Annotated in this window: 18 protein-coding genes; 16 read left to right on the top strand and 2 right to left on the bottom strand. The window is 37.4% G+C overall.

Going from position 1 to position 26524, the window contains the following annotated elements:
• The first annotated feature begins 2 nt into the window (after positions 1 to 2).
• Both BD809_RS12265 and BD809_RS12260 read left to right on the top strand, forming a co-directional pair.
• Positions 3 to 521: a hypothetical protein gene (locus tag BD809_RS12265; protein WP_148783275.1), complete on the top strand. Its 519-nt coding sequence runs from the start codon at positions 3 to 5 to the stop codon at positions 519 to 521.
• 5 nt (positions 522 to 526) lie between these two features.
• Entirely contained in the window at positions 527 to 964 is a 438-nt protein-coding gene (locus BD809_RS12260) for a hypothetical protein (protein ID WP_148783274.1), read from the top strand.
• Positions 965 to 980: 16 nt separating this feature from the next.
• Here BD809_RS12260 and BD809_RS12255 read toward each other — a convergent pair whose 3' ends face one another.
• Entirely contained in the window at positions 981 to 2051 is a 1071-nt protein-coding gene (locus tag BD809_RS12255) for a WD40/YVTN/BNR-like repeat-containing protein (protein WP_148783273.1), read from the bottom strand.
• Positions 2052 to 2124: 73 nt separating this feature from the next.
• Here BD809_RS12255 and BD809_RS12250 point away from each other — a divergent pair, with 73 nt between their 5' ends.
• From BD809_RS12250 to BD809_RS12210, 9 genes are all read left to right on the top strand, one after another.
• Positions 2125 to 3336 (top strand): RsmB/NOP family class I SAM-dependent RNA methyltransferase, encoded by a 1212-nt coding sequence (locus BD809_RS12250; RefSeq protein ID WP_148783272.1) that lies wholly within the window; start codon positions 2125 to 2127, stop codon positions 3334 to 3336.
• A 153-nt stretch (positions 3337 to 3489) separates the two neighbouring features.
• Positions 3490 to 7155, top strand: a complete 3666-nt coding sequence (gene purL / locus BD809_RS12245) for a phosphoribosylformylglycinamidine synthase (RefSeq protein WP_148783271.1) — start codon at positions 3490 to 3492, stop codon at positions 7153 to 7155.
• 377 nt (positions 7156 to 7532) lie between these two features.
• Complete coding sequence (locus BD809_RS12240; RefSeq protein WP_148783270.1) at positions 7533 to 9305, top strand: AMP-dependent synthetase/ligase; 1773 nt, start codon at positions 7533 to 7535, stop codon at positions 9303 to 9305.
• Positions 9306 to 9498: 193 nt separating this feature from the next.
• Positions 9499 to 9957 (top strand): MarR family winged helix-turn-helix transcriptional regulator, encoded by a 459-nt coding sequence (locus BD809_RS12235; protein ID WP_148783269.1) that lies wholly within the window; start codon positions 9499 to 9501, stop codon positions 9955 to 9957.
• Between the two features lie 13 nt (positions 9958 to 9970).
• Positions 9971 to 12376, top strand: coding sequence for a 3-hydroxyacyl-CoA dehydrogenase/enoyl-CoA hydratase family protein (locus tag BD809_RS12230; protein WP_148783268.1), 2406 nt, complete (start codon positions 9971 to 9973; stop codon positions 12374 to 12376).
• A gap of 77 nt (positions 12377 to 12453) precedes the next feature.
• Positions 12454 to 13644 carry an acetyl-CoA C-acyltransferase gene (locus BD809_RS12225; RefSeq protein WP_148783267.1) on the top strand — a complete coding sequence of 397 codons (1191 nt, stop codon included), beginning with the start codon at positions 12454 to 12456 and terminating at the stop codon, positions 13642 to 13644.
• A gap of 73 nt (positions 13645 to 13717) precedes the next feature.
• Positions 13718 to 14050, top strand: coding sequence for a four helix bundle protein (locus BD809_RS12220; RefSeq protein WP_246131529.1), 333 nt, complete (start codon positions 13718 to 13720; stop codon positions 14048 to 14050).
• A gap of 48 nt (positions 14051 to 14098) precedes the next feature.
• Complete coding sequence (locus BD809_RS12215; protein ID WP_148783265.1) at positions 14099 to 15910, top strand: acyl-CoA dehydrogenase family protein; 1812 nt, start codon at positions 14099 to 14101, stop codon at positions 15908 to 15910.
• Positions 15911 to 16104: 194 nt separating this feature from the next.
• Positions 16105 to 17154 carry a mechanosensitive ion channel family protein gene (locus tag BD809_RS12210; RefSeq protein ID WP_148783264.1) on the top strand — a complete coding sequence of 350 codons (1050 nt, stop codon included), beginning with the start codon at positions 16105 to 16107 and terminating at the stop codon, positions 17152 to 17154.
• Here the strand turns inward: BD809_RS12210 and BD809_RS12205 are convergent.
• Positions 17135 to 18946, bottom strand: a complete 1812-nt coding sequence (locus tag BD809_RS12205) for a glycoside hydrolase family 15 protein (RefSeq protein ID WP_148783263.1) — start codon at positions 18944 to 18946, stop codon at positions 17135 to 17137. The genes BD809_RS12210 and BD809_RS12205 overlap by 20 nt on opposite strands.
• Before the next feature lie 95 nt (positions 18947 to 19041).
• On the opposite strand from BD809_RS12205, the gene BD809_RS12200 reads away from it, so the two are divergent.
• From BD809_RS12200 to BD809_RS12180, 5 genes are all read left to right on the top strand, one after another.
• Positions 19042 to 21252: a bifunctional alpha,alpha-trehalose-phosphate synthase (UDP-forming)/trehalose-phosphatase gene (locus BD809_RS12200; RefSeq protein ID WP_148783262.1), complete on the top strand. Its 2211-nt coding sequence runs from the start codon at positions 19042 to 19044 to the stop codon at positions 21250 to 21252.
• On the top strand, positions 21253 to 22425 hold the full coding sequence (locus tag BD809_RS12195) for an MFS transporter (protein ID WP_317130877.1): 1173 nt from the start codon (positions 21253 to 21255) through the stop codon (positions 22423 to 22425). It begins immediately after the preceding gene.
• A gap of 163 nt (positions 22426 to 22588) precedes the next feature.
• Entirely contained in the window at positions 22589 to 23950 is a 1362-nt protein-coding gene (locus tag BD809_RS12190; RefSeq protein ID WP_148783260.1) for a M28 family peptidase, read from the top strand.
• A gap of 8 nt (positions 23951 to 23958) precedes the next feature.
• Positions 23959 to 24888 (top strand): alpha/beta hydrolase, encoded by a 930-nt coding sequence (locus BD809_RS12185; RefSeq protein ID WP_148783259.1) that lies wholly within the window; start codon positions 23959 to 23961, stop codon positions 24886 to 24888.
• 13 nt (positions 24889 to 24901) lie between these two features.
• Positions 24902 to 26521 carry a M1 family metallopeptidase gene (locus tag BD809_RS12180; protein WP_148783258.1) on the top strand — a complete coding sequence of 540 codons (1620 nt, stop codon included), beginning with the start codon at positions 24902 to 24904 and terminating at the stop codon, positions 26519 to 26521.
• Positions 26522 to 26524 lie beyond the last annotated feature (3 nt).

The raw sequence follows: 26524 nt of genomic DNA, 5'->3' as shown, positions 1-26524 counted from the left end.
AGGTGAAATCATCTCATAACAACATACCTGAATCAGGATTCACAACTCCAGAAAATTACTTTGAAACATTAAATGAGTCATTGTATAATGCTGTGAATAGTACCACGAAGGTTCCCGTAGTTTCAAAACCTGCTAAAACTGGTTTTATCGTGCCAGAAGGTTATTTTAAAACCTTATCCGAAGGTGTTTTTAATCATTCTAAGCAGAAACAGCACAGTCCTATTTTTTATCTTACAAAAACCCAGCTAACGGTCATGGCATCCATAGCTGCTGTGTTTATCCTAATACTCACTATTGTTAATGCTCCTTCAAAAACGTTTACAATTAATGACCTTACTATAGCGGATATAGAAAATTATTTGGGTGAAGAACCTATTGACTATGAAAACTATCAAAGCTATTTATATAGTACGACAGAAGAATTGACGAATACAATGAGTTTCTCGTCGATTGAAGAAAAGAATATTGAAAATTATTTATTATCAGAAGACATACAAGTAGATTTACTTATACAAGAATAAAACCTATGAAAAAGATTAGTCTAATTTTAAGCATCCTTTTTGCTGTCCAGTTTGGTACAGCACAAAAGAATTCAAGAGAAAAAATTAAAGCGTATAAAATTGCATTTTTTACAGAACAGCTCCAGCTATCCTCAGACGAGGCAACAAAATTTTGGCCTGTTTATAATAAATATGACACGCAAATGCATGACTTAAAACGAAAGGAACGTCAAATTTTTAGAACCTTCAAATCACAATCAGAACAGGAACAATCGGAAACAACTGCCAAAGAACTTTTAAATGAGTATCGCGAGACTGAACAGAAACAACTCTCTACAAAACTTGCAATGATCACAGATCTCAAAAAAGTTATTTCAAGTCACAAGATTTTATTACTTTTTAGAGCAGAATATGAGTTTCATAAAAAATTAATGCAACGATTACGACAAAAATCAAAAGAATAACTGTACGTCTTCTACCCTATTGAAAATGTAATGTGGCGATTTTATTTTTACCTGCGGCTATGGCTGTCGTGTCATTGAGAAATTGCATGGTATAAAAGCCTTCTTCACTTAAATTTTTCCAGGTGTTTCCGTTATCAGGAGAGTAAGAAACGCCCGTGACTCCAATGGCTACTACTTTATCACCTCCACTATGAGGCACGTAACGTATACAACTTTTATATCCCGGTCCGTTATTATCAGCTACCAGATTCCAGGATCTACCCGCATCCTTAGTTACAGCTTTATTTGCGTTATTACTTGCGGGTTTAGTATAATCTCCTCCTACAATCATCCCATGTTGGGTGTCGTAAAAATCCATAGCATAAGCACCTGTCGTTGATGCACCAGAGATCATCGGAGTACTCACCACACTCCAGCTATTCCCTTTATCCGAAGAATGATACACGCGGCTTACCACACCTCCTGAAACTATCCAGACATTTTCCTCATGTAGTACAATATTACTATTACTTGCAGCAAAGGCAGCTTCTCCCTTTACAATCTCTGGTAAACGCTCACAGTTTATTTTTTTCCACTGTTCGCCACCATCTCTCGTTATTAGGATCGACATACAATCATCGGTTGGATCTCCCATAGCAATCCCCTCGTTTTTGTTCCAAAAAGCCATAGCGTCATAAAAAACTGCTTCGTGCTGTTGGACATATACGATACGACTCTGACCAGTATTGACATCGTGCTTTCTTAAAACTGCAGGAGATCCTACTCCCAGAGAAAAGAAATGTGATCCCGAAAAAGCTGTTGCCCTCTGCTCAGCAGTTGCTGACTGCGCATCTTGTGAGATAAAATTTGAATTATCAACAGGAAACAACGTTTTATCGGTCGTTATCAAATTTAGAAAACCATACCCTTTATCATAGCCAAATCCAATAATAGAATCATTAATTTGAGTCAAAGAACGGATACTCATCGTATCCGTAGAAAGCATTTGAACTGTTACTTGATTGAAATCTCGTTGAACGACAGCCTTCTGTTGTTCTCCGCAAGCAAAAAAGATAACACTACTTACTAGGTAAATTGAGAATCGCATAGTAATATTTTAGGGCTAAATATAACACTATTCTAAATCAAACAATTACCTTTGCAACCCTTAAAAAAATACAATGCGTTTACATAGAAATTTAGTCTTTGCCGTCGTTGACGGATTACGAGAAATCTTCAACGAAGGTAAATATGCCGACAAAGTCGTGCGTAATCTATTAAAAAGAGATAAGCGTTGGGGCTCCAGAGACCGTAGTTTTGTAGCAGAAACCTTATACGAAATCGTACGATGGAAAAGATTATATTCTGAAATCGCAGAAGTTGGTGCGCCTTATTCCAGAGAGAACGCCTTTCGTCTCTTTGCAGTATGGGCAACATTGAGGGGTATCACACTACCTGATTGGAAACAAATTGAACCTACCCCTACACGTCGTATCAAAGGTAAGTTTGACGAATTAATAAAAATAAGAAAATACAGAGAGTCCATTCCTGATTGGTTGGATGCCTTAGGAGAAAAGGAATTGGGTGCAAAATGGGACAAAGAGATTGCTGCACTAAATATCCAGGCTCCGGTTGTACTTCGTGCCAATACCTTGAAGATTACACGTGATAAGTTGCGTAGTGTTCTTGAAGATCAGGAAGTAGATACTGAATTTATTAAAGGATACCCAGATGCTTTACAACTAACAGAGCGAATGAATGTGTTCTCATCCAAAGCATTTACCGATGGTTTCTTTGAAGTACAAGATGCCTCATCCCAGTTGGTCGCTCAGTTTCTCGATGTAAAACCTGGTCAACGCGTAGTTGATACCTGTGCGGGTGCTGGTGGAAAATCTTTGCATATTGCTGCTTTGATGGAAAATAAAGGGCAAATCATAGCCATGGATATTTATGAAAATAAATTAAAAGAACTTAAAAGACGTACTCGTCGTGCGGGAGCTCATAATATTGAGACCAGAGTCATTGAAAGTACAAAAGATATTAAAAAACTGCACGGTAAAGCTGATCGTGTATTAATAGACGCTCCGTGTAGCGGACTTGGTGTACTGCGCAGAAATCCGGATGCAAAATGGAAGTTACAACCCGAATTTTTGGATCAAATTAGAGAAACACAACGTACCATCCTTAATGATTACTCAAAAATAGTAAAAGCAGGCGGTAAATTAGTGTATGCGACCTGTTCCATATTGCCATCAGAGAACGAACAACAAGTAAAAAACTTTTTGGCTAGTGAGGCCGGGCAGGAATTTAATTTTATAAAAGATAAAAAGGTTTTGTCTCATGTTTCAGGATATGATGGATTTTATATGGCCTTGTTAGAAAAGAAAGCGTAGAACGACATACAATTTCTTACGTATTTTTAAGACTAAAAAACTTTTAAAAACCAGTGAATAACTCTGTTTATTTACTGGTTTTTTTCATGCAAATTATTACAGATAAAAGAGTAAATTTGCAGCTTACTAACGCACAACATAAATAAGCGAAGCATGATTAATTTCTTCGGAAACCCAAAGGAAAAAGTATTTGCAGTTCAGACTGAAAAAGAAATTTCGACCGAAAACAGTAAGAAACTTATCTGGTTATTTGGCAACCAACCTCAACTATCCATGGCGTCTATTGACGCTTTTTTTGTTGGTCCCCGTGCCGCGATGATTACCCCTTGGAGTACCAACGCTGTTGAGATTACTCAAAACATGGGTGTAGATGGTATCATTAGAATTGAAGAATTTAAGGCCGTGTCTGATGCTTTTGATCAATTCGATCCTATGCTCTCTCAAAAGTATCCTAGATTAGATCAAGCCATCTTTACTATCGACATAGCCCCAGAAACCGTTCTTGAAATTGATGATATTGCCGCATATAATGCTAAAGAAGGCTTAGCACTCAACGAAGAAGAAATACTATATCTTGAGCAAATAGCAAAGAAAATAGGACGATCATTAACCGACTCAGAGGTATTTGGTTTCTCTCAGGTAAACTCCGAACATTGTCGTCATAAAATTTTTAATGGAACCTTTACAATTGATGGTAAAGAGATGCCAACTTCCTTGTTTAAGTTAATTAGAAAAACTTCAGAAACACATCCTAATGATATAGTGTCGGCATATAAGGACAATGTTGCTTTTATTAAAGGACCAAAAGTCACACAATTTGCTCCAAAAACGGCAGATCGCCCCGATTTTTATCAAGAAACTGATTTTGATAGTGTCATCTCTTTGAAAGCAGAAACCCATAATTTTCCAACTACCGTAGAGCCTTTTAATGGAGCTGCGACCGGTTCTGGTGGAGAAATTCGTGATCGTCTTGCCGGTGGTAAAGGTTCCCTGCCCTTAGCAGGAAGTGCAGTGTATATGACCTCCTACTCAAGGCTAGAAGAAAACCGTCCATGGGAAAAAGCCATGAAGGAGAGAGATTGGTTATACCAAACGCCGATGGACATCCTGATAAAAGCCTCTAACGGAGCTTCAGACTTTGGTAACAAATTCGGACAACCGCTTATTACCGGATCCGTTTTAACCTTTGAACATGAAGAAAGTGCACGCAAGCTTGGCTTTGATAAAGTAATTATGCAGGCTGGCGGAATTGGTTATGGTAAGGCAGACCAGGCACTAAAAGATACTCCGAAAACCGGAGACAAGATTGTAATACTTGGTGGTGAGAACTACCGAATAGGAATGGGAGGCGCTGCAGTCTCATCAGCAGATACGGGAGAGTTGAGCAGTGGTATCGAACTCAACGCTATACAACGTTCTAATCCGGAAATGCAAAAACGTGCTGCTAATGCGATACGGGGTATGGTGGAGAGTGAAACCAATCCTATTGTTTCCATTCATGATCATGGAGCCGGCGGGCACCTTAACTGTCTATCAGAGTTAGTAGAAGAAACTGGTGGTAAAATAGATCTTGACGCGCTTCCTGTAGGAGATCCTACATTGTCTGCTAAAGAAATTATCGGTAACGAATCTCAGGAACGCATGGGATTGGTCATTGGAGAAAAAGATGTCAGTACTTTAAAACGTATTGCAGATCGTGAACGCTCCCCTATGTATACCGTAGGTGATGTAACGGGTGATCATCGTTTTACCTTTGAATCAAAAACAACGGGCGAAAAACCAATGGACATGGATCTTACTGACATGTTTGGGAGTTCACCCAAAACAGAATTAAAAGATTCAACTATCACACGTAATTATGAATCTTTACAGTATAGTTCAGATAATATTCATGAATACCTACACCAAGTACTTCAATTGGAAGCTGTGGCTTGCAAAGACTGGTTAACGAATAAAGTTGACCGTTGTGTTGGTGGTAAAGTGGCAAAACAACAATGTGCGGGTCCTTTACAACTTCCTTTAAACAACTGCGGCGTTATGGCGTTGGATTACAAAGGAAAAGAAGGGATAGCAACCAGTATAGGTCACTCTCCTATTTCTGGTTTAGTTGATCCTAAAGCCGGGTCACGAAACTCTATAGCCGAGGCCTTATCTAATATTATCTGGGCTCCGTTAAAAGATGGCTTAACCTCTGTTTCTTTATCTGCCAACTGGATGTGGCCATGTAAAAATGAAGGAGAAGATGCGCGCTTATACGAAGCCGTAAAAGCAATTTCTGATTTTGCCATAGCACTTGGCATTAATGTTCCTACAGGAAAGGATTCTTTATCCATGAAGCAGAAATACGCTAACGAAGAAGTTATTGCTCCCGGTACGGTAATTATTTCGGCCGCCGGAAATTGTAATGATATAACAAATGTAGTTGAGCCTGTACTAAAGAAGAATACTGCTAAAATTTACTATATTAATTTGTCTCAGGACACTTACAAATTAGGAGGATCGTCCTTTGCACAAACGCTAAATAAGATTGGTAACGATGCACCAACTATTAACAATCCTGATAACTTTAAGAAGGTTTTTAATACAATTCAACAAGCCATTAAATCAAATCTACTACATGCGGGTCACGATGTTGCCTCGGGTGGGTTGATAACAACTTTACTTGAATTATGTTTTGCTGATCAAAATTTGGGAGCAGATTTAGATTTGACAGCATTAGGTGAAACTGATCTTATAAAGCTTTTATTTGCTGAAAATGCCGGTATTGTTTTACAAGCAGAAAAAGAAATTGAAAACTTTTTTACTGAAAATGAGATCGAATTTTTTGAAATAGGTACCGTAACTGAAAGTGCTGATTTAGTCATCAAAAACGGAGATGATGCGATCACATTGGATATTATAGCTCTACGTGATACTTGGTTCGAAACTTCTTATTTATTAGATCAACAACAAACAGCTAATAACTTAGCTACTGATCGCTACCATAATTACTCAAAGCAACCGCTTCAGTTTACATTTCCGAAACAGTTTACCGGTAAATTACCAAAAAACACTTCCAAAACCGATAGACCAAAAGCAGCTATTATTAGAGAAAAAGGTAGTAACTCTGAACGTGAAATGGCAAATGCCATGTTTTTAGCTGGCTTTGATGTCAAAGATGTTCATATGACTGATTTGATTTCAGGACGCGAAACGCTTGAGGACATTCAGTTTATAGGTGCCGTTGGAGGGTTTTCGAACAGTGATGTTTTAGGGTCAGCCAAAGGTTGGGCCGGAGCATTTTTATATAACGAAAAAGCAAACACCGCATTGACCAATTTCTTTAACAGAGAAGACACACTTTCTGTAGGAATATGTAATGGATGTCAGCTATTTATTGAGTTGGGTAAAATTAATCCTGAGCATGATACAAAACCGAAGATGCTTCACAATACATCTAATAAACACGAAAGCGGCTTTACCTCTGTAACTATCCAAGAAAATAATTCAGTAATGTTGTCTAGCCTCAAAGGTAGCACCCTTGGTGTATGGATATCTCACGGAGAGGGACGCTTTGAGCTACCCTTAGCTGAGAAGGAATATGAAATAGTTGCCAAGTATGGCTACGATCAGTATCCTGCCAATCCCAATGGATCGGATTATAATACTGCTATGATGACAGACACTACGGGTCGACATTTAGTTATGATGCCTCATATAGAGCGTTCTATTTTTCAGTGGAATTGGGCACATTATCCAGAAGGACGCACCGATGAAGTATCACCATGGTTAGAAGCTTTTGTAAATGCAAAAGAATGGATTGACGCTAAGAATGCATAAAAAATCACATATGTTAAATAAAAATGCCGGTAGTTTACCGGCATTTTTGTTCTATAATAATAATTAGTTCTCCTCTTACAACTGAAGATTAGAGTTTTAATTCAGCAATTTAACACTGTTTTTATTCAAGAATAAAGAATATTATGGTGGTATCTCCATCATTTTGATAGTCGAACACATATTATGTTATCAGATTAATAAAGGTTTAAACGTTTTTTTATATATTAGGGTTGCAGATTATTAGATTTTTTATAATTTGCGAAACTATGCGCGCATAATAATTTTGAGTCAATACCACTGTTAACAAAGCAATAAATTTTGTAACATGTTCTGACAGTTGATTATGCCCATAGCATCAATAATACCCAAAACAACTTATGAATAAAATTACTAGATTATTTGATTTCCCTCACTATCAATTAGAGCGTTTCAATTTAAAAAAAGCATTAGTTACTAAGTATGATGGCAAGTGGATTGCTACTTCTACTCAAGAGTACATAGATCAGGCTAATAAAATCAGTCGAGGATTGTTACGATTGGGTGTACAACCAAATGATAAAATTGCTATTATATCTTCCAATAATCGAACAGAATGGAATATTGTTGACATTGGTGTTTTACAAACCGGTGCTCAGGATGTTCCTATCTATCCAACGATATCTCAAGAAGATTACGAATATGTATTGAATCATTCGGGTGCATCGTATTGTTTTGTTTCGGATGCAGAAGTTTATCAAAAAGTAAAAAATATTAAGGATAATGTACCTACCTTAAAAGAAGTATATTGCTTTAATGATGTACCAGGGTGCAAAAGTTGGAATGAGGTCCTTGAATTGGGTATCGATGTAAGCAATCAAAATGAAGTAGAAGCTATAATGGCAGGTGTTAAAGAGGATGATCTCGCAACACTAATTTACACCTCAGGAACCACAGGAAGACCTAAAGGTGTTATGTTAAGTCATAAAAACGTAGTGAGTAATGCATTAAACAGCTCTACGCGTTTTCCAATTCAGGATGGTGAGGCTAAGGCTTTAAGTTTCCTACCTGTCTGTCATATTTACGAACGTATGTTAATGTATTTATATCAATATAGAGGTGTCAGCATTCATTTTGCCGAATCGATTGACACAATTTCTGACAATCTAAAAGAAGTTTCTCCTGATGTCATGACTGCAGTTCCACGTTTGCTTGAAAAAGTATATGACAAGATTATTGCAAAGGGCACTGATCTAACAGGTATAAAGAAAAAATTATTCTTTTGGGCTGTAGAATTGGGGTTAGAATATCAACCTTACGGAGCTAATGGTTGGTGGTATGAGAAAAAATTAGGTGTTGCCCGTAAATTAATCTTCAGTAAGTGGCAAGAAGCTCTGGGAGGTAATATCAAGGTAGTAGCTTCAGGGAGTGCTGCGCTTCAGCCAAGGTTAGCCAGAGTATACAATGCTGCAGGTATTCCGGTTATGGAAGGGTATGGATTAACAGAAACTTCACCTGTAATTTCTGTTAATGATGAAAGAAACCACGGTTTCAAAATTGGAAGTGTAGGGAAACTTATTCCTGAAACTGTTGTCAAGATAGCTGATGATGGTGAGATATTAGTGCAAGGTCCACAAGTTATGATGGGCTACTACAAGGATGATGTTAAAACCAAAGAAGTTTTAAAAGATGGATATTTTCATACCGGAGATATAGGTGAAATAGATAGTGAAGGCTTTTTACGTATCACCGATCGTAAAAAAGAAATGTTCAAAACTTCGGGCGGTAAATATGTAGCCCCACAATTAATCGAAAATGCGATGAAGCAATCGCGTTTTATTGAACAAATAATGGTGATTGGTGAGGGAGAGAAAATGCCAGCAGCTTTTATTCAACCAAATTTTGAATTTTTGAGAGAATGGGCAGAACGCAAACATTTAAAAGTAGGGAGTTCCAATGAAGATCTGATCACAAACGAAAAAGTAATTGAGCGTTTTCAAGAAGAAGTAACAGAACATAATGCTCGTTTTGGTAAGTGGGAACAGGTCAAACGTTTTGAACTTACTCCGGATGAATGGAGCATAGAAGCAGGGCACCTCACTCCTACTTTAAAGCTAAAAAGAAGAATTATCAAACAACGATACAGCGATTTATACGCAAAAATTTATGGCTAGTTCAATGTTTCATTGAATTTTAAAGTTGAGAACACCTTAACTTTAAATCAACAAACTCCTCATTAATTGAGGAGTTTTTTTGTTAAATTGATAGCTAATTACAAATAGAATCGTTTTATCATTATTTTTTATCAAATTTATTATGCACGCATAATAAATTTTAGTATTTTTACAATTGTAATACATTTTTTGAATGAGAGAAAAAACAATTGATTATGCACTTAGAGCTACCTGGATGGCTGTCACAAAAATGTATAACGAAGAAGCTAGTAAAAAAGGTAGTACCATGGCAACAGGATTTGCACTACTAAGTATTGATCCTGAAAACGGAACGCCATCAACGTCACTTGGTCCTAAGATGGGAATGGAAGCAACAAGTCTTTCGAGAACGTTGAAAACCATGGAAGAAAAGGGATTGATTTATAGAAAGAAAAATCCCCAAGATGGTCGTGGTGTACTTATTTACCTTACGCCTTTTGGTGTAGAAATGAGAAATTTCTCAAAAGGAGTTGTTTTTGCTTTTGATACTGCTGTGAAGAAACATGTGCCCAAAGAAAAACTGGACACGTTTTTAGAAGTTTTTCAAATTATCAACGATTTGATAGCAACAAAAAAAATATATATTAATCAAGAATCTATAATAGCTAAATAACCAGAAGTTTACAATGAAGAGACGTATAAAAAAAGTTGCAGTTGTTGGATCAGGAATAATGGGATCCGGTATTGCATGTCATTTCGCAAACATTGGTGTCGAAGTATTACTATTAGACATTGTGCCAAGAGAGCTTAATGATAAAGAAAAAGCAAAAGGACTAACCTTAGAAGATAAGGTTGTTCGTAACCGATTGGTAAATGATGCGCTTACCGCTTCATTAAAATCAAAACCTTCTCCTATTTATCATCAAAAATTTGCCAATAGAATTACTACCGGTAACTTAGAAGATGATATCGCAAAAGTAAGTGAGGTGGATTGGATCATCGAGGTCGTTGTAGAACGCCTTGATATTAAGAAAATGGTTTTTGAAAACCTTGAAAAACATAGAACTCCGGGTACTTTAATTACTTCGAATACTTCTGGTATTCCAATAAAATTCATGAATGAAGGACGTAGTGAAGATTTTCAGAAGCATTTCTGTGGGACACACTTTTTTAACCCTCCTCGCTATTTAAAGTTATTTGAAATTATTCCGGGACCTAACACTGCTCCAGAAGTACTTGATTTCTTAAACAGTTATGGAGAGCAATATTTAGGTAAAACATCGGTGGTAGCTAAAGATACTCCGGCGTTTATCGGTAACCGTGTTGGTATTTTTAGCATCATGAGTTTATTTCACATGGTCAAAGACATGGATCTGACCATCGAAGAAGTTGACAAACTTACCGGACCGGTAATTGGTCGACCTAAATCGGCAACTTTCCGTACGGTTGATGTTGTTGGGTTAGACACCTTGGTTCATGTAGCAAACGGAATTGCAGAAAACTGTCCGAATGACGAAAAACATGACCTCTTCAAACTTCCAGGTTTCATCGACACAATGATGGAGAAAAAATGGTTAGGAAGTAAGACCGGACAAGGATTCTACAAAAAAGAAGTTGCTAAAGACGGAGCTAAACAAATTCTTTCTTTAGACCTTAATACATTAGATTACAGAGCAAATAAAAGAGCTTCTTTTCCAACCTTAGAAATGACTAAGACTATTGATAAGGTAGCTGATCGTTTTAAAGTATTGGTAAAAGGAAAAGATAAAGCAGGTGAGTTTTATCGTAAAAATTTCTCCGCGCTTTTCGCCTATGTTTCGAATCGTATTCCTGAAATTACCGATGAGCTTTACAAAATCGATGATGCAATGAAAGCCGGTTTTGGATGGGAACATGGTCCTTTCCAAATTTGGGATGCTATCGGACTTGAAAAAGGAATTGAAATGATGAAAGCTGAAGGTGAGGAACCTGCAGCATGGGTAAATGAAATGATTGCTTCAGGAAACACTTCGTTTTATTCTGTTAAAAATGGAGCTACCTACTTTTATGATATTCCTAAAAAGGAATTGATTAAAAAGCCTGGTCAAGATGCTTTTATCATTTTAGATAATATTAGAAAATCTTCCGAAGTCTTTAAAAATAGTGGTGTTGTTGTCGAAGATCTCGGTGACGGTATCCTAAATGTAGAGTTTCAAAGTAAAATGAATAGTATTGGCGGTGATGTACTTGCCGGACTAAACAAGGCTATTGATATAGCAGAAAAAGATTTTCAAGGACTGGTTGTAGGAAATCAGGGACCTAACTTCTCGGTAGGAGCTAATATCGGTATGATTTTCATGATGGCTGTAGAGCAGGAATATGATGAGTTGAATATGGCTATTAAGTATTTTCAGGACTCATGTATGCGATTGCGCTACTCCTCTATTCCAACGGTTGTTGCGCCGCACGGTATGACACTGGGTGGTGGCTGTGAGATGACGCTACACGCTGATAAAGTAGTGGCTGCCGCAGAAAGTTATATCGGACTTGTAGAATTTGGTGTTGGAGTGATACCCGGTGGTGGTGGTTCCAAAGAGATGGCACTTAGAGCGTCGGACTTATTCCAAAAAAATGATGTAGAACTGAACGTATTACAAGAACATTTCTTAACTATTGGAATGGCAAAAGTATCTACCTCTGCTTCTGAAGCATACGACACCAACATCCTTCAAAAAGGTAAAGATATTGTAGTAGTGAACAAAGATCGACAGATCGCTACAGCAAAAGCACATGCCAAATTAATGGCCGAGCAAGGTTACACGCAACCGATTCGTCGTAAAGATGTGAAGGTATTGGGTAAACAAGCCTTGGGTATGTTCCTTGTTGGAACAGACTCGATGGAAGCCGGTAAATACATTTCTGAACATGATAGAAAGATCGCCAACAAACTAGCCTATGTAATGGCTGGTGGTGATTTATCGGAAGCTTCTTACGTGTCTGAGCAATATCTACTAGATCTAGAAAGAGAAGCATTCTTGTCGCTTACAACCGAACGTAAAACGTTGGAGCGTATAGAACATATGCTTAAAAAAGGAAAACCTCTTAGAAATTAGAAAATTGACAGTTTAGACTAATTTACGTCTTGGTTCCTGTCCCTTGATTCTTGAATCAATTTTATAACATAAAAAAAATGAAAACAGCATATATAGTAAAAGCATATCGAACTGCCGTAGGTAAGGCACCTCGCGGAGTGTTCAGATTTAAAAGACCCGATGAATTGGCTGCAGAAACCATCGAACATATGATGAGTGAACTGCCTAATTTTGATAAGACCCGAATCGATGATGTTATTGTAGGTAATGCCATGCCAGAAGCTGAGCAGGGACTTAACGTAGCGCGTCTCATTTCTCTTATGGGTTTAAAGATAGAAGATGTCCCTGGAGTAACCGTGAATAGATACTGTGCATCAGGTATCGAAACGATTGGTATGGCGACGGCTAAAATCCAGTCAGGTATGGCAGATTGTATTATTGCAGGTGGTGCAGAAAGCATGTCTTACATTCCGATGGGTGGTTATAAACCTACTCCGGATTATAAACTAGCTGCCAATGGTCACGAAGATTACTATTGGGGAATGGGACTTACCGCAGAAGCAGTAGCCCATCAATTCAATGTTTCTCGTGAAGATCAAGATGAATTTGCCTACAATTCGCATATGAAAGCGTTAAAAGCACAAGCAGAAGGCAAATTTGATGACCAGATTGTTCCTATCAATGTTGAGCATACTTATGTCGATGAAAACAGTAAAAAGGTAACCAAAAACTACACAGTAAATAAAGATGAAGGCCCCCGTGCCGGAACCTCAAAAGAAGTACTCGGTAAGTTGCGTCCGGTTTTTGAAGCTGGCGGAAGTGTAACTGCCGGTAACTCTTCTCAAATGAGTGATGGCGCAGCATTTGTATTAGTAATGAGCGAAGAAATGGTGAAAGAGCTCAATCTGGAACCAATCGCCCGACTCGTTAACTACGCTGCAGCGGGTGTTGAACCGAGAATTATGGGAATCGGACCTGTAAAAGCGATTCCAAAAGCTCTAAAACAAGCAGGATTAAAACAACAAGATGTTGAGTTAATCGAATTGAATGAGGCTTTTGCTTCGCAATCACTTGCCGTGATGAGAGAACTTGATCTTAATCAGGACATCGTGAATGTTAATGGTGGTGCTATTGCTTTAGGTCATCCACTAGGATGTACGGGAGCTAAGTTATCCGTTCAATTATTCGATGAGATGCGTAAGCGTGATATGACAGGAAAATACGGAATGGTAACCATGTGTGTAGGAACCGGACAAGGTGCTGCAGGAATCTATGAGTTCCTAAAATAAGAATAGAGAGCAGAGAGCAAAGAGCAAGGAACAGAGAAAATTAATTTTGAAGAAAAGACATAATTATAAAAATTTGAAAATATGGAAGTTAGGATTAGAAATCGCTAATGATATATCTGATATTTTACTGTCTTTTCCTAAACATGAAAGATATGATTTAAGCTCACAAATTAGTAGATGCTCTGTTTCTTTACCTAGTAACATAGCTGAAGGGTCAGGAAGATCGAATAAATCATTTAATAATTTCATTGATTATTCTTTGAGTTCTTCTTTCGAATTAGGAACACAACTTTTAGTAGCAAATCATAGAGGATATATTGATATTAACACTTTACAAAAACTTGAATATAAAATTGAAGAATGGCAAAAAATGACTATGGGTTTCCAAAATAGTTTGAATTCTTAAAGTCTTTTTTCTCTCTTCTTTTTTCTTAACAAATAAAATCTAAAAACAATGAGTACAGAAGCTATAAATAAAGATCTACTTAGAGGAGGGCAATTCCTTGTAAAAGAAACAAAAGCAGAAGATATTTTCACCATGGAAGATTTCTCTGAGGAACAAAAAATGATGCGCGATAGTGCCAAAGAATTCGTTGATCGTGAATTATGGGCAAATTGGGAGCGCTTTGAACAAAAAGACTATGCTTTTACAGAAGAGTGCATGCGTAAAGCAGGTGAACTTGGTTTACTGGGTGTAGCTGTACCAGAAGCTTATGATGGCTTAGGTATGGGATTCGTATCTACAATGTTAGTTTGTGATTATATTTCTGGCGCTACAGGTTCGTTTAGTACAGCATTTGGTGCACATACGGGTATCGGTACAATGCCTATCACCTTATACGGCAATGAGGAGCAAAAGAAAAAATACGTTCCAAAATTAGCTACTGGTGAGTGGTTTGGCGCCTATTGCCTTACAGAACCGGGAGCTGGATCTGATGCAAACTCAGGAAAAACAAAAGCAGTTTTATCTGATGACGGTAAACATTATTTGATTTCTGGTCAAAAGATGTGGATTTCGAATGCTGGGTTTTGCAATGTGTTTATCGTATTTGCCAGAATTGGAGACGATAAAAACATTACCGGATTCATTGTTGAAAATGATGCATCAAATGGTATTTCCATGGGAGATGAAGAGAAGAAGTTAGGTATTCACTCCTCTTCTACCCGTCAGGTATTCTTTAATGATACCAAAGTACCGGTAGAAAATATGTTATCTGAGCGTGGTAATGGATTCAAAATTGCTATGAATGCCTTGAATGTGGGTCGTATCAAATTAGCTGCAGCGTGTCTGGATGCACAACGTCGTGTAATTGGAGAAGCTACAAAGTATGCTAACGAACGTATTCAGTTTAAAACACCCATCGTAAATTTTGGTGCAATTAAAGCCAAATTAGCAGAAATGGCAACCAATACGTACGCAGATGAATCTGCTAGCTACCGTGCTGCTAAAAATATTGAAGATCGAATTGCTTTACGTCAAGCGGAAGGGAATTCACATCAGGAAGCAGAACTTAAAGGGGTTGAAGAATATGCAATTGAATGTTCTATCCTTAAAGTAGCTGTTTCTGAAGATGTTCAGAATACAACTGATGAAGGTATTCAAATTTTTGGAGGCATGGGATTCTCTGCAGATACTCCAATGGAATCTGCGTGGAGAGATGCACGTATCTCTCGAATCTATGAAGGAACGAATGAAATTAACAGAATGCTCGCTGTAGGTATGTTAGTCAAAAAAGCGATGAAAGGTCATGTAGATCTTTTAGGGCCTGCGATGAAAGTTGCTGATGAGCTTACCGGAATACCTTCATTTGATACGCCTGATTATTCAGAATTATTCGCTGAAGAAAAAGAAATTTTAGGGAAGCTAAAGAAGGTATTTCTTATGGTAGCTGGAGCTGCAGTGCAGAAATTCGGTCCAGAATTAGATAAGCACCAACAATTATTGTTAGCTGCATCTGATATTCTCATCGAAATCTATATGGCAGAATCTACTATTCTACGTACAGAGAAAAACGCAAAGCGTTTTGGAGAAGAGTCACAAGAAACTCAAATCGCGATGTCTCAACTTTATCTTTACAACGCCGTAGACATTGTTATCAAACAAGGTAAGGAAGCTATTGTCTCTTTCGCTGAAGGTGACGAACAACGTATGATGCTTATGGGACTTAAACGTTTTACAAAATATGCAAATCAACCTAATGTTGTCGCATTACGTACAAAAATAGCAGATAAAATAGCTGCAGAAAACGGATATTTCATTGCTTAATTAAAAATAGCATTCCTTAGATATAATTTTTAAAATGTGAATTGTTCAAAAGAAGCCGTCTACAAATAATAGATGGCTTCTTTAGTTAGTGAAGTTTCATTATCCACTAAAATTTGAATATTAGCATAGTTTTAAAACTATTTCCTTACAATTTATTAATAACACCTGTATTTTTGCTTAAAATAGGCTACCTCATGGATTTACAGTTCGCTAAACAAATTGCAATCGGGATACTAGTTTTACTTGTTACTTTTTTCTTACTGCAGTTTTTATTACAAAAAATCGGTAAGAATTCTAATTCCATTTTACCGGTTCGTTTTGCCAAACGTATCAAGATTCCTTTATTTCTATTCTTGTTAGCCACCGGGGTACGTTTGGGTCTGGTAAGTCAATATATTCCCGAACACTACTTTGAATATATCAAATCAATAAGCACAGTCCTTTATATTATATCCATCACTTGGGGATTGATCGTAACGATCAAAATTATCAAGCATCGCGTAATACGACATTATGATCTCAGCGTATCTGATAACCTGCAAGCTCGTAAAATTTATACCCAATTTAATATATTGGAACGGATTGTTATTTTTATTATCATCCTCTTTGCCATTGGTGTTGCACTTATGAGCTTTGATAGTATACGCAGTGTAGGTGTGAGTATGCTTACTTCGGCCGGAGTAGCAGGTATCATCATAGGCTTTTCCGCACAAAAGGCATTAGGAACTTTATTGGCCGGGATTCAAATTGCTTTTACACAACCAATACGAATGGATGATGTAGTCATTGTAGAGGGAGAATGGGGTACCATTGAAGAAATAACTTTGACATACGTCGTTATAAAAATATGGGACAAAAGAAGACTGGTTGTACCGACAACCTATTTTATTGAAAAACCCTTTCAAAATTGGACGCGAAGCTCTTCGGATCTTTTAGGTACTGTATATATTTACACCGATTATCAGATTCAAATTGAAGCCTTACGTACCGAACTAAAAAATATTTTGGATAACACCCCTTTGTGGGATAATAATGTTCAAAATATTCAGGTGACGAACGCAACTAAAGACGCTATTGAAATAAGAGCACTTATGAGCGCCAGAAACTCGTCTGACGCATGGGATCTACGGGTACTCGTTCGAGAAAAGTTACTTATGTTTATTCAAAAACATCATACAGAAAGCATCCCTCATACACGTATTTATTTGGATAAGCCACATGGTACTACTGATCGTGATGAATAATATCCATTACTTCCTCCTCCTTGGTTAGACCTCCGGAAAAGTTAGCGGCGGTTTCTATAAGTGCCAGGTGTGAATACGCTTGAGGAAAGTTGCCCAACAGACGTTTACTGTCAAAATCTATATCCTCACTGAACAAGCCTAGATGATTGCTATACGATAACAATTGATCAAACAACCGCTTCGATTTTTCTTTTTCTCCAATTTTATATAAACTATTGATGAACCAAAAGCTACAGATCGTAAAAGAAGAAGAAGGCAACCCAAAATCATCCTTATTCTTATAGCGATACATGAGCCCGTTATTACATAATTCACGTTCTGTAGCCTTGACGGTACTTATAAATCGAGGATCATTTGCAGTTATGAACCCATAAGATTCCATTAACAGCGTTGAAGCATCCAGGTCACTAGTACCATATGATTGCGTATACGCCTGAATATCCTCGTTCCACGCATTTTCATAAATGTCCTCATAAATACGATCTCTTAGTGCTACCCAACGTGGATTTGTTTTTGGCTTATTAATTAACTTACCGATTTTTATAGCACGATCTATCGCTACCCAGCATAATAATTTAGAAAAAGTAAAATGCCGCTCTTCGGTCCTAAATTCCCATATCCCTTTATCTGCTTTTTCCCAATTCACGTTAACGATGTGTACAATACTTTTACATATTGTCCACAAGCCCTCACTGTTATCTAGATCACATTCAAACTCGGCAAATTGCTGGTAAATAACATCCATCAGAATACCATAAATATCATTTTGTTTTTGATGATACGCAGCATTCCCAATACGAACAGGTTTTGAATTTTGATAGCCGCTTAAATGATCCAATGTCTTTTCGGTAAGATCTTTTTCTCCATTGATCCCATACATGATTTGTATCTTTTCATCCTTATCGGGTATGATATCAATAATAAACTGAAGAAAACGTTGTGCTAATCGCTTATGTCCTAAATTGGAGACTACTTTTATTACCATAGAAGCATCACGAATCCAGCAAAAACGATAATCCCAATTACGAACCTCCCCGATAGTTTCGGGTAACGAGGTAGTTGCTGCTGCCAATACCGCTCCGGATTTATCATAACTTAATAATTTGAGGACTAAAGCACTTCGTAAAATTTGATCGTTGTAATATTTATATTCCGTTGTATTTTCGCTCCAGTTGAGCCAGTAAACACGTGTACGTTGTAATTTCAAATAGCAACGCTCCAAGGATTGCGTTAAGATTTTCTCGTGATAACTAATTACAAAATAGCCATGCTCTCTCAATTCAATTTCTTGAGAATCATGAACTCCCTGAAGATTGAAGTTAGAGTAAAGATATAGGGTGTCATATTTATCTTCATTATTAATACTCTTAATATACTCATCTGCTACCTCAAACTCGGTAACACCCAGCGCATATTCTAGTTTGGGATGGTAATGCGGAGTAAATTTGGGAGTTCCCGAGATAAGTTTAATATATCGTATGACATCTGGCGGAGCATAAAAAGAGCCATCTTCATTTTTGTATCGTGGCATAAAATCAATACATTCGAAGACATCGGTGCCATTACTAAACTCGGTAACCAGAATATTTGTTTTATGAATATACTTTTGAGAAATAGTATAATCATCTCCCACTTCTATACTAAAGCTCCCTCCTATTTTCTCATCCAAAATCTTGGCAAATACTGAATAAGAATCAAAATTAGGCAAGCAACACCAATCTAAAGAGCCATATTTTGAAATGAGGGCTGCACTCTTACAGTTTCCAATAATTCCGTAGTCCAAGTTATTCATAAATACTAAAATTCTTTTAAAAAGTCTTTTATTAAGTCTCGATTCACGAAATTTAAAAAATAAAAAAAACAATTGACCTCCTTTAACCACATTTTATGAGTAAAACTATCATTATATCAAACAGACTACCACTGCAATTACATATCGATAATAAAATAGTAACCAGTACTCCTAGCGTTGGTGGATTAGCCACTGGAATGAAGCCGGTGCATGCAGCTAATGATAGTATATGGATTGGGTGGAATGGTGTAAATGAAGAAGAAATTGACGATAGCATAAAAGCAAAAATAGACAGTACATTACTAGCCCATAAGTGCTTAGGTGTTTCTTTAACAAAAAAAGAGGTTGATGAGTATTATTATGGTTTTAGCAATACTACGCTATGGCCTCTGTTTCATTACTTCTTAGAATATACTGAATTTGAAAAACATACCTGGGAAACCTACCAAGTCGTTAACCAAAAATTTGCCAATGTAATCCTAGATACGGTCGAAAGCGGAGACAGGATTTGGATACATGATTATCAATTATTATTGGTCCCTAATCTTATACGCAAAAAGAGATCCGATGTTTCCATCGGTTTTTTTCTGCATATTCCGTTTCCCTCCTACGAAGTATTTAGAACTATCCCTTGTAGAGAAGCATTATTACAAGGTATGCTGGGTGCTGATTTGTTGGGGTTTCACACCTACGATTACGAACGCCATTTTTTAAGTTCTGTACAACGCATACTAGGATACGACAGTAGCTTTAATACCATCACCCTAGATAATCGCAGTGTAAAAGTCGATTCTTTTCCGATGGGTATAGATTATGATAATTTTCATGAAAGTGCAAAACTTCACAATGCAAAAGAGAAAAGAGATAAAAGTATAATTCAACAAGGCTTAGACAAACATCAGCTTGATAATGATCAAGCCAAACTGATTTTATCCATTGATCGATTGGATTATACCAAAGGAATTGATAAACGCCTAAGAGCTTTTGAGTATTTTCTGGAGAAATACCCTGAGTTTAAAGGTAAAGTTCGATTGGTGATGCTTGCAGTTCCTTCCCGAGCAAAAGTGCCCCAATATCAACGATTAAAAAAAGAAATCGATCAGTTGGTTGGAAGAATCAATGGAAAATTTGCCGAAATTAGTTGGACACCTATCTGGTATTTTTATCGTTCCCTCCCTTTTGAGAATCTAATTGATCTCTATACATCAAGTGAAGTTGCTTTATTGACACCTATTAGAGACGGGATGAATTTGGTTGCCAAAGAATATATCGCTTCAAAAGTTGACAAAAAAGGAGTGTTGATTTTAAGCGAAATGACCGGGGCAGCTAATGAAATGAGTGAAGCATTACTTATCAACCCTAATAACTTTGAAGAAATTGCCGACACCCTAAAGTTAGCTTTGGAAATGCCCGAAAAGGAACAAATTAAACGAAATTCAGCTTTGCAAAAACGATTAAAACGTTACAACGTAGATAAATGGGCTACTGATTTTATGGAGGCCTTGAAAAGCTCCACCCATCATGACAAGCGATACACCTTGCAACGACTGGAGAATCAGTCGAGAACTAATTTAGTAGAACAGTTTAAGAAAGCGGAAAACAAAATTCTTTTTGTGGACTATGATGGAACACTCGCACCCTTTGAAAAACTTCCGGAAAATGCAAAACCAACATCAAAAATATTTGATGTACTTGATACCCTGAATCAGCAAGAAAACACAAAACTCGTCATTATAACAGGACGAGATAAAATGACTTTTGATGAATGGTTTGGTTATAAGGACTACACTTTGATTACCGAACATGGTGTCTGGTTAAAGCAGCCTAAAAAGGATTGGGAACTTCTTGAGCGTGTAGATAACAAATGGTTTGATGCCATCGCTCCTATTTTGGAATCCTTTACTGATCGCACACCTGGCTCGTTAATCGAGAGAAAAAATTATTCGTTGGCCTGGCATTTTAGAAATGTAGACCCCGAACTGGGCAAGAATAGATCTAATGAACTCAAAATTACAATTCAACAATTAATTGCAAATCATAATCTTGAAATCTTAGAAGGGGATAAAGTTCTTGAAATAAAAGTGAGCGGAGTGAACAAAGGGAAATCTGCGTCAAAAATGTTAGTAGATGACTCCTATGATTTCATATTTGCGATTGGTGATGACTGGACCGATGAATACATGTTTAAAGAATTACCAGAAACTGCTCATACGGTAAAAGTTGGCTTAAAAAAAACAGTTGCTCAATATTATGTGGATGATACCGAGCAGGTGCATGCGCTTTTAAAAGAATTCGTATACTTGTAGCTGATTAAAAAGAATCGCCTGAAATCAAAATTTCACATACTTCCCATTATTATCATTGCGCAATTTTTTTGCACTTCTTTGTGGTTTGCAGGGAATGCGGTGATTGATGACCTCACCAACAAATTCACGGTAGGTTTTAACATAGAGGGTTATGTACTTTCTTCGGTACAACTTGGCTTTATTATTGGAACCTTAAGCTTTGCACTGCTTACGTTGGCAGATAGATTTTCACCTTCTAAAGTCTTTTTTACGTGTGCTTTACTTGGAGCCTTATCCAATCTCCCTTTGTTACTTCCTGAGATAAGTATTTTTAATTTACTCACTGCCCGTTTTGCTACAGGCTTTTTTCTTGCAGGTATTTACCCGGTAGGAATGAAAATTGCTTCAGATTATTATAAAGAAGGATTAGGTACTGCACTTGGATTCTTGGTCGGCGCTTTAGTTTTGGGTACTGCATTACCTCATTTACTTTTTGAGTTCAATAGCGATAATGCTTTTAATACAGTGCTTCTAAGCACCTCTTTTCTGTCTACATTGGGCGGATTTTTAATTTTCATTTTTGTTCCCGATGGTCCGTATCGATCCCCGGCACTTCGCATTCAGTTGGGTGTAATCACCCAGTTATTCAGTATAACTTCCTTTAGAAAAGCTGCAATTGGATATTTTGGCCATATGTGGGAGCTATATGCATTTTGGGGATTTGTTCCCTTAATTTTAAAGACATATTCTCAACTTCAGGGCATATCTATTCCCATTGCGCTATGGTCTTTTATTATTATTGCCATTGGATCTATCTCCTGTGTTGTCGGAGGCTTTATTTCCCTAAAAATAGGCAGCAAAAAAGTAGCACGCTTCATGTTAATGTGCTCCGCCCTCTTTTGCTTGGCGTCCCCGCTATTTTTTACAGTATCCCCTTACTTATTTCTGATTATACTTTGTTTATGGGGAATGTTTGTGATCGCTGACTCTCCTCAATTTTCGACGATGATAGCCGATGCTGCTCCTCCCGAGTTAAAAGGTACAGGATTGACCATCGTTAATTGTATTGGCTTTGCGATAACCATCATTAGTATTCAACTATTAAATGCTTTAACCGATACGATACCCATCACCTTCCTATTTGTTTTACTCAGTATTGGACCGTTAATCGGATTGTATTTTTTGAGAAAGTAAATAGCAAACCTTTCAACATGAATTTCAAAACCAGAGAAAACCATGGTGATTGGTAATATAATTTTTAACTTTGAAAACGGTACGATACATGACTTTGCAAATAATTTACTTCATAGTTCGTAGCTAGAGAACACAAATTGATTAATGTATTAAATAAATAAAAATGAAATTTAAGCTATTAAGTACGATGCTGGTATTGCTTATTATCAATAGTAAAATAATAAGTGCACAAACAGATACCAAAATCTATCAAATCGTCGATGATATATCTGCAGATCGTATTGAAAAGAACATCAATATTTTAGCAGACTTTGGCACAAGACATACACTAAGTGATACGGTTTCAGAAACACGTGGAATAGGAGCCGCGCGGCGCTGGATAAAATCTGAGTTTGAAAAAATTTCTCAAGCTTGCGGGAACTGTCTTGAAGTTTTTTACCAGAAGAATTTAGTCAAAAAAGGAACAAATCCACGAATAGTAAAAGACGTTTGGGTAGTGAATGTTATTGCAATTCAGCGTGGGACACAGCATCCAAATCGCTTTGTTATGATGAGCGGAGATATTGATTCTCGTGTAACTGATCCTACGGATTTCACCTCAGATTCTCCGGGTGCCAATGACAATGCCAGCGGTATGGCAGGTGCGATTGAAGCTGCACGCGTTTTATCAAAGTACAAATTTGACAGCAGTATTATCTATGCCGGGTTGTCGGGTGAAGAACAAGGTCTTTTTGGAGGCAAAGGGCTTGCCGAATATGCAAAGGAAAAAAATTGGGATCTAGTTGGAGTTTTAAACAATGATATGATCGGAAACATAAAAGGGGTAGATGGAGTAATCGATAATAGAACCTTTAGAATATTTTCTGAACCTGTTCCTCCAACTGAAACTGAAAAAGAGCGTAACGCCAGACGTTTTTATGGCGGCGAAGTAGACGGAATCTCACGACAATTAGCGCGTTATATCCATAAAACGGTACAAACGTATATGCCCGAAATGAATCCAATGATGGTCTATCGATTAGATCGATTTGGACGTGGTGGTCATCACCGCCCTTTTAATGATGCCGGATTTGCCGGTATTCGTATTATGGAAGCTCATGAAAATTACACACAACAACATCAGGATCTGAGAGAAGAGAATGGTATCAAATATGGCGACGTGGTTGAGCATGTCAATTTTGACTATGCGGCTAAGCTTACTGCGGTAAACGCTATCACCATGGCTAGTATTGCATCGGCACCGCCCGCACCAACTAAGGTTGCCATCGGCGGAATTGTAGAGCCATCAGTTCAGCTAAAATGGCAAAAAGCAAATCATTCAGAAGTTAAAGGATACAAGATTTATTGGAGAGCTACAACATCACCAACATGGGATCACAGTCGATTTGTGGGTGATGTAGATCATTTTTTATTAAAAGGCATTGTTATTGATAATTATTTCTTTGGTGTTGCCACCGTAGGTAAGGACGGACATGAAAGTCCAGTTGTATTTCCTTCAGAAATTTTTAGAACTAGTGACCATTAAAAAATAAAATGCTATCAAAGTCTCATAGTATCGGTTGGATCTTAGTACTGTTAATTACCACACTTGGTTTTTCGCAATCTAACGAAGTATCGTCTTCGGAAGCTCTTGTTACTAAAACCAATCACGGGACTTTGATTAAGCACCCTAATCTTTCTTCGCAATATATAGATGCCCGTACAATCGAAGTTTTTTTGCCCACAGGATATTCTGATACCTCAACACCTTACGGAGTTTTATACGTGCACGACGGACAGAATGTTTTTAATGCAAAAACTGCTGATGTAAGGTTGGATTGGGGATTAGATGAAGTACTCGATAGTTTGTTACAAGCAAATGTGATTAAAAATACGCTGGTTGTCGCAATCTGGAATAATGGAGCTAAACGGTTTTCTGAATATATGCCGAAGGCACCAGTGGTAGCAACCGAGAATCCAGAAGCTAGAAAAGCGCTACTGCAAAAAACGGGCTATGACAAATTATATTCTGATGAGTATTTAAAATTTATCATTACAGAATTGAAACCGTTTATTGACAGCACTTATAATACCGCAACAGCACCTAAGCATACTGCTATTATGGGAGCATCTATGGGAGGGCTTATTTCGCTACATGCGTTAACAACCTATCCTCATATCTTTGGTGCTGCCGCTTGTTTATCGACACATTGGCCGGTTCCTTTTTTGGGAAATGCCTATATTAATACGCTCACCAACACCTTACCGGATCCAACAACTCATACGTTATATTTTGACTATGGCACCTTATCTTTGGACGCTCAATATGAACCGTACCAGTTACGCGTGAATGAAATTTTGAAGATTAACGGGTATAAAGAAGGTGTAGATTTTATTTCTAAAAAATTTGAAGGCGCCTCACATAACATCCAGAGCTGGAATGCCAGAATACACATTCCTATAGAATTCATTTTAAAAAAATAATTAAATAAAATTGATGAATAAATATTTATCCATACTAGCATTGGTTTGCATTTCTTCACTGACTGCTCAAAAATCATATACGCGTCAAGATACTTTAAGAGGTAGTATCACCCCTGAGCGTGCTTGGTGGGATTTGACGTATTACCACCTGGATATCGAAGTAAAGCCTGAAACCAAATATATTTCAGGATCCACTACCATTCAGTATACGGTTCTGGAAGCTAAGGATGTGCTTCAGGTAGATCTACAAGAACCCTTGCAAATAGACAGTGTTATTCAGCATGGTAAAACCTTAAAAGTACGCAGTGAGAAGAATGCACATTTTGTATCGTTAGAAAAGAAACAACAACCGGGTGCTACCGATTCATTACATGTATATTATAGTGGTCATCCCCGAGAAGCCGTGAATGCGCCTTGGGACGGAGGAATTTCGTGGAAAACAGATGCTAATGGAAAACCTTTTATCGCATCATCATGTCAGGGGTTGGGTGCCAGTGTATGGTGGCCTAACAAAGATCACATGTATGACGAGGTGGACAGTATGCTTATCAGTGTCACGGTGCCCAAAGATCTTATGAATGTTTCTAACGGACGTTTACGGAAGGTAACTTCTGACCAAATCACCAAAACATACCATTGGTTTGTAAGTAATCCAATCAACAATTACGGAGTCAATATAAATATTGGTGACTATGTACATTTTGGCGAATCTTACGAAGGTGAAAAAGGTCCGCTAGATATGGATTATTACGTTTTGCGCAATCATCTGGAGAAAGCTAAAAAACAATTTAAAGATGCTCCCAAAATGATGAAAGCTTTTGAGCATTGGTTTGGCCCCTATCCCTTTTATGAAGACAGTTTCAAACTAGTAGAAGTTCCTTATCTGGGGATGGAGCATCAGAGCTCTGTGACCTATGGTAACCAATATAAGAACGGTTATCTTGGCAAGGATCTCTCTGGTACCGGTTGGGGTCTTAAGTTTGATTTTATCATCATACATGAATCCGGGCATGAATGGTTTGCTAACAATATCACCTACAAAGATGCGGCTGATATGTGGATTCATGAGAGTTTTACGGCTTATTCAGAAAATTTGTTTTTGGATTACTATTACGGTAAAGAGGCGTCAGCAGCGTATGTAATTGGTACACGAAGATCAATACGTAATGATACTCCCATCATTGGTACGTACAATGTGAATCAAGAAGGTTCCGGAGACATGTATTATAAAGGTGCCAACATGCTACATACGCTAAGGCAACTGGTGGATAATGATGATAAATGGCGTACTATTTTAAGAGGTCTAAATAAGAAATTCTATCATCAAACAGTTACAACAAAACAAATTGAATCCTTTCTAAGTGATAGTACCGGCATCGATCTTTCTGCTTTTTTTAATCAATATTTAAGAGATACCCGAATTCCAGTCTTGGAATATGAAATGGTTGACAAAAATAAGTTACGTTATCGATATAGTAATATTGTAAAAGATTTTGATATGCCTATTCGTATTCGTGTAAATGATACGTTGCAATGGATACAGCCTAATGCAACATGGCAGACCCTTGCAGTTATTGACAAAGAGTGGTCGATAGATCCGAATTTTAATGTGAATAAAAAAGAAAAAAGGTAGTAT

Origin of the sequence: Aquimarina intermedia, assembly GCF_008124785.1 — a bacterium.
In the GTDB taxonomy this organism is placed as follows: Bacteria; Bacteroidota; Bacteroidia; order Flavobacteriales; family Flavobacteriaceae; genus Aquimarina; species Aquimarina intermedia.
This window is presented reverse-complemented; position numbering and strand designations above follow the sequence as displayed.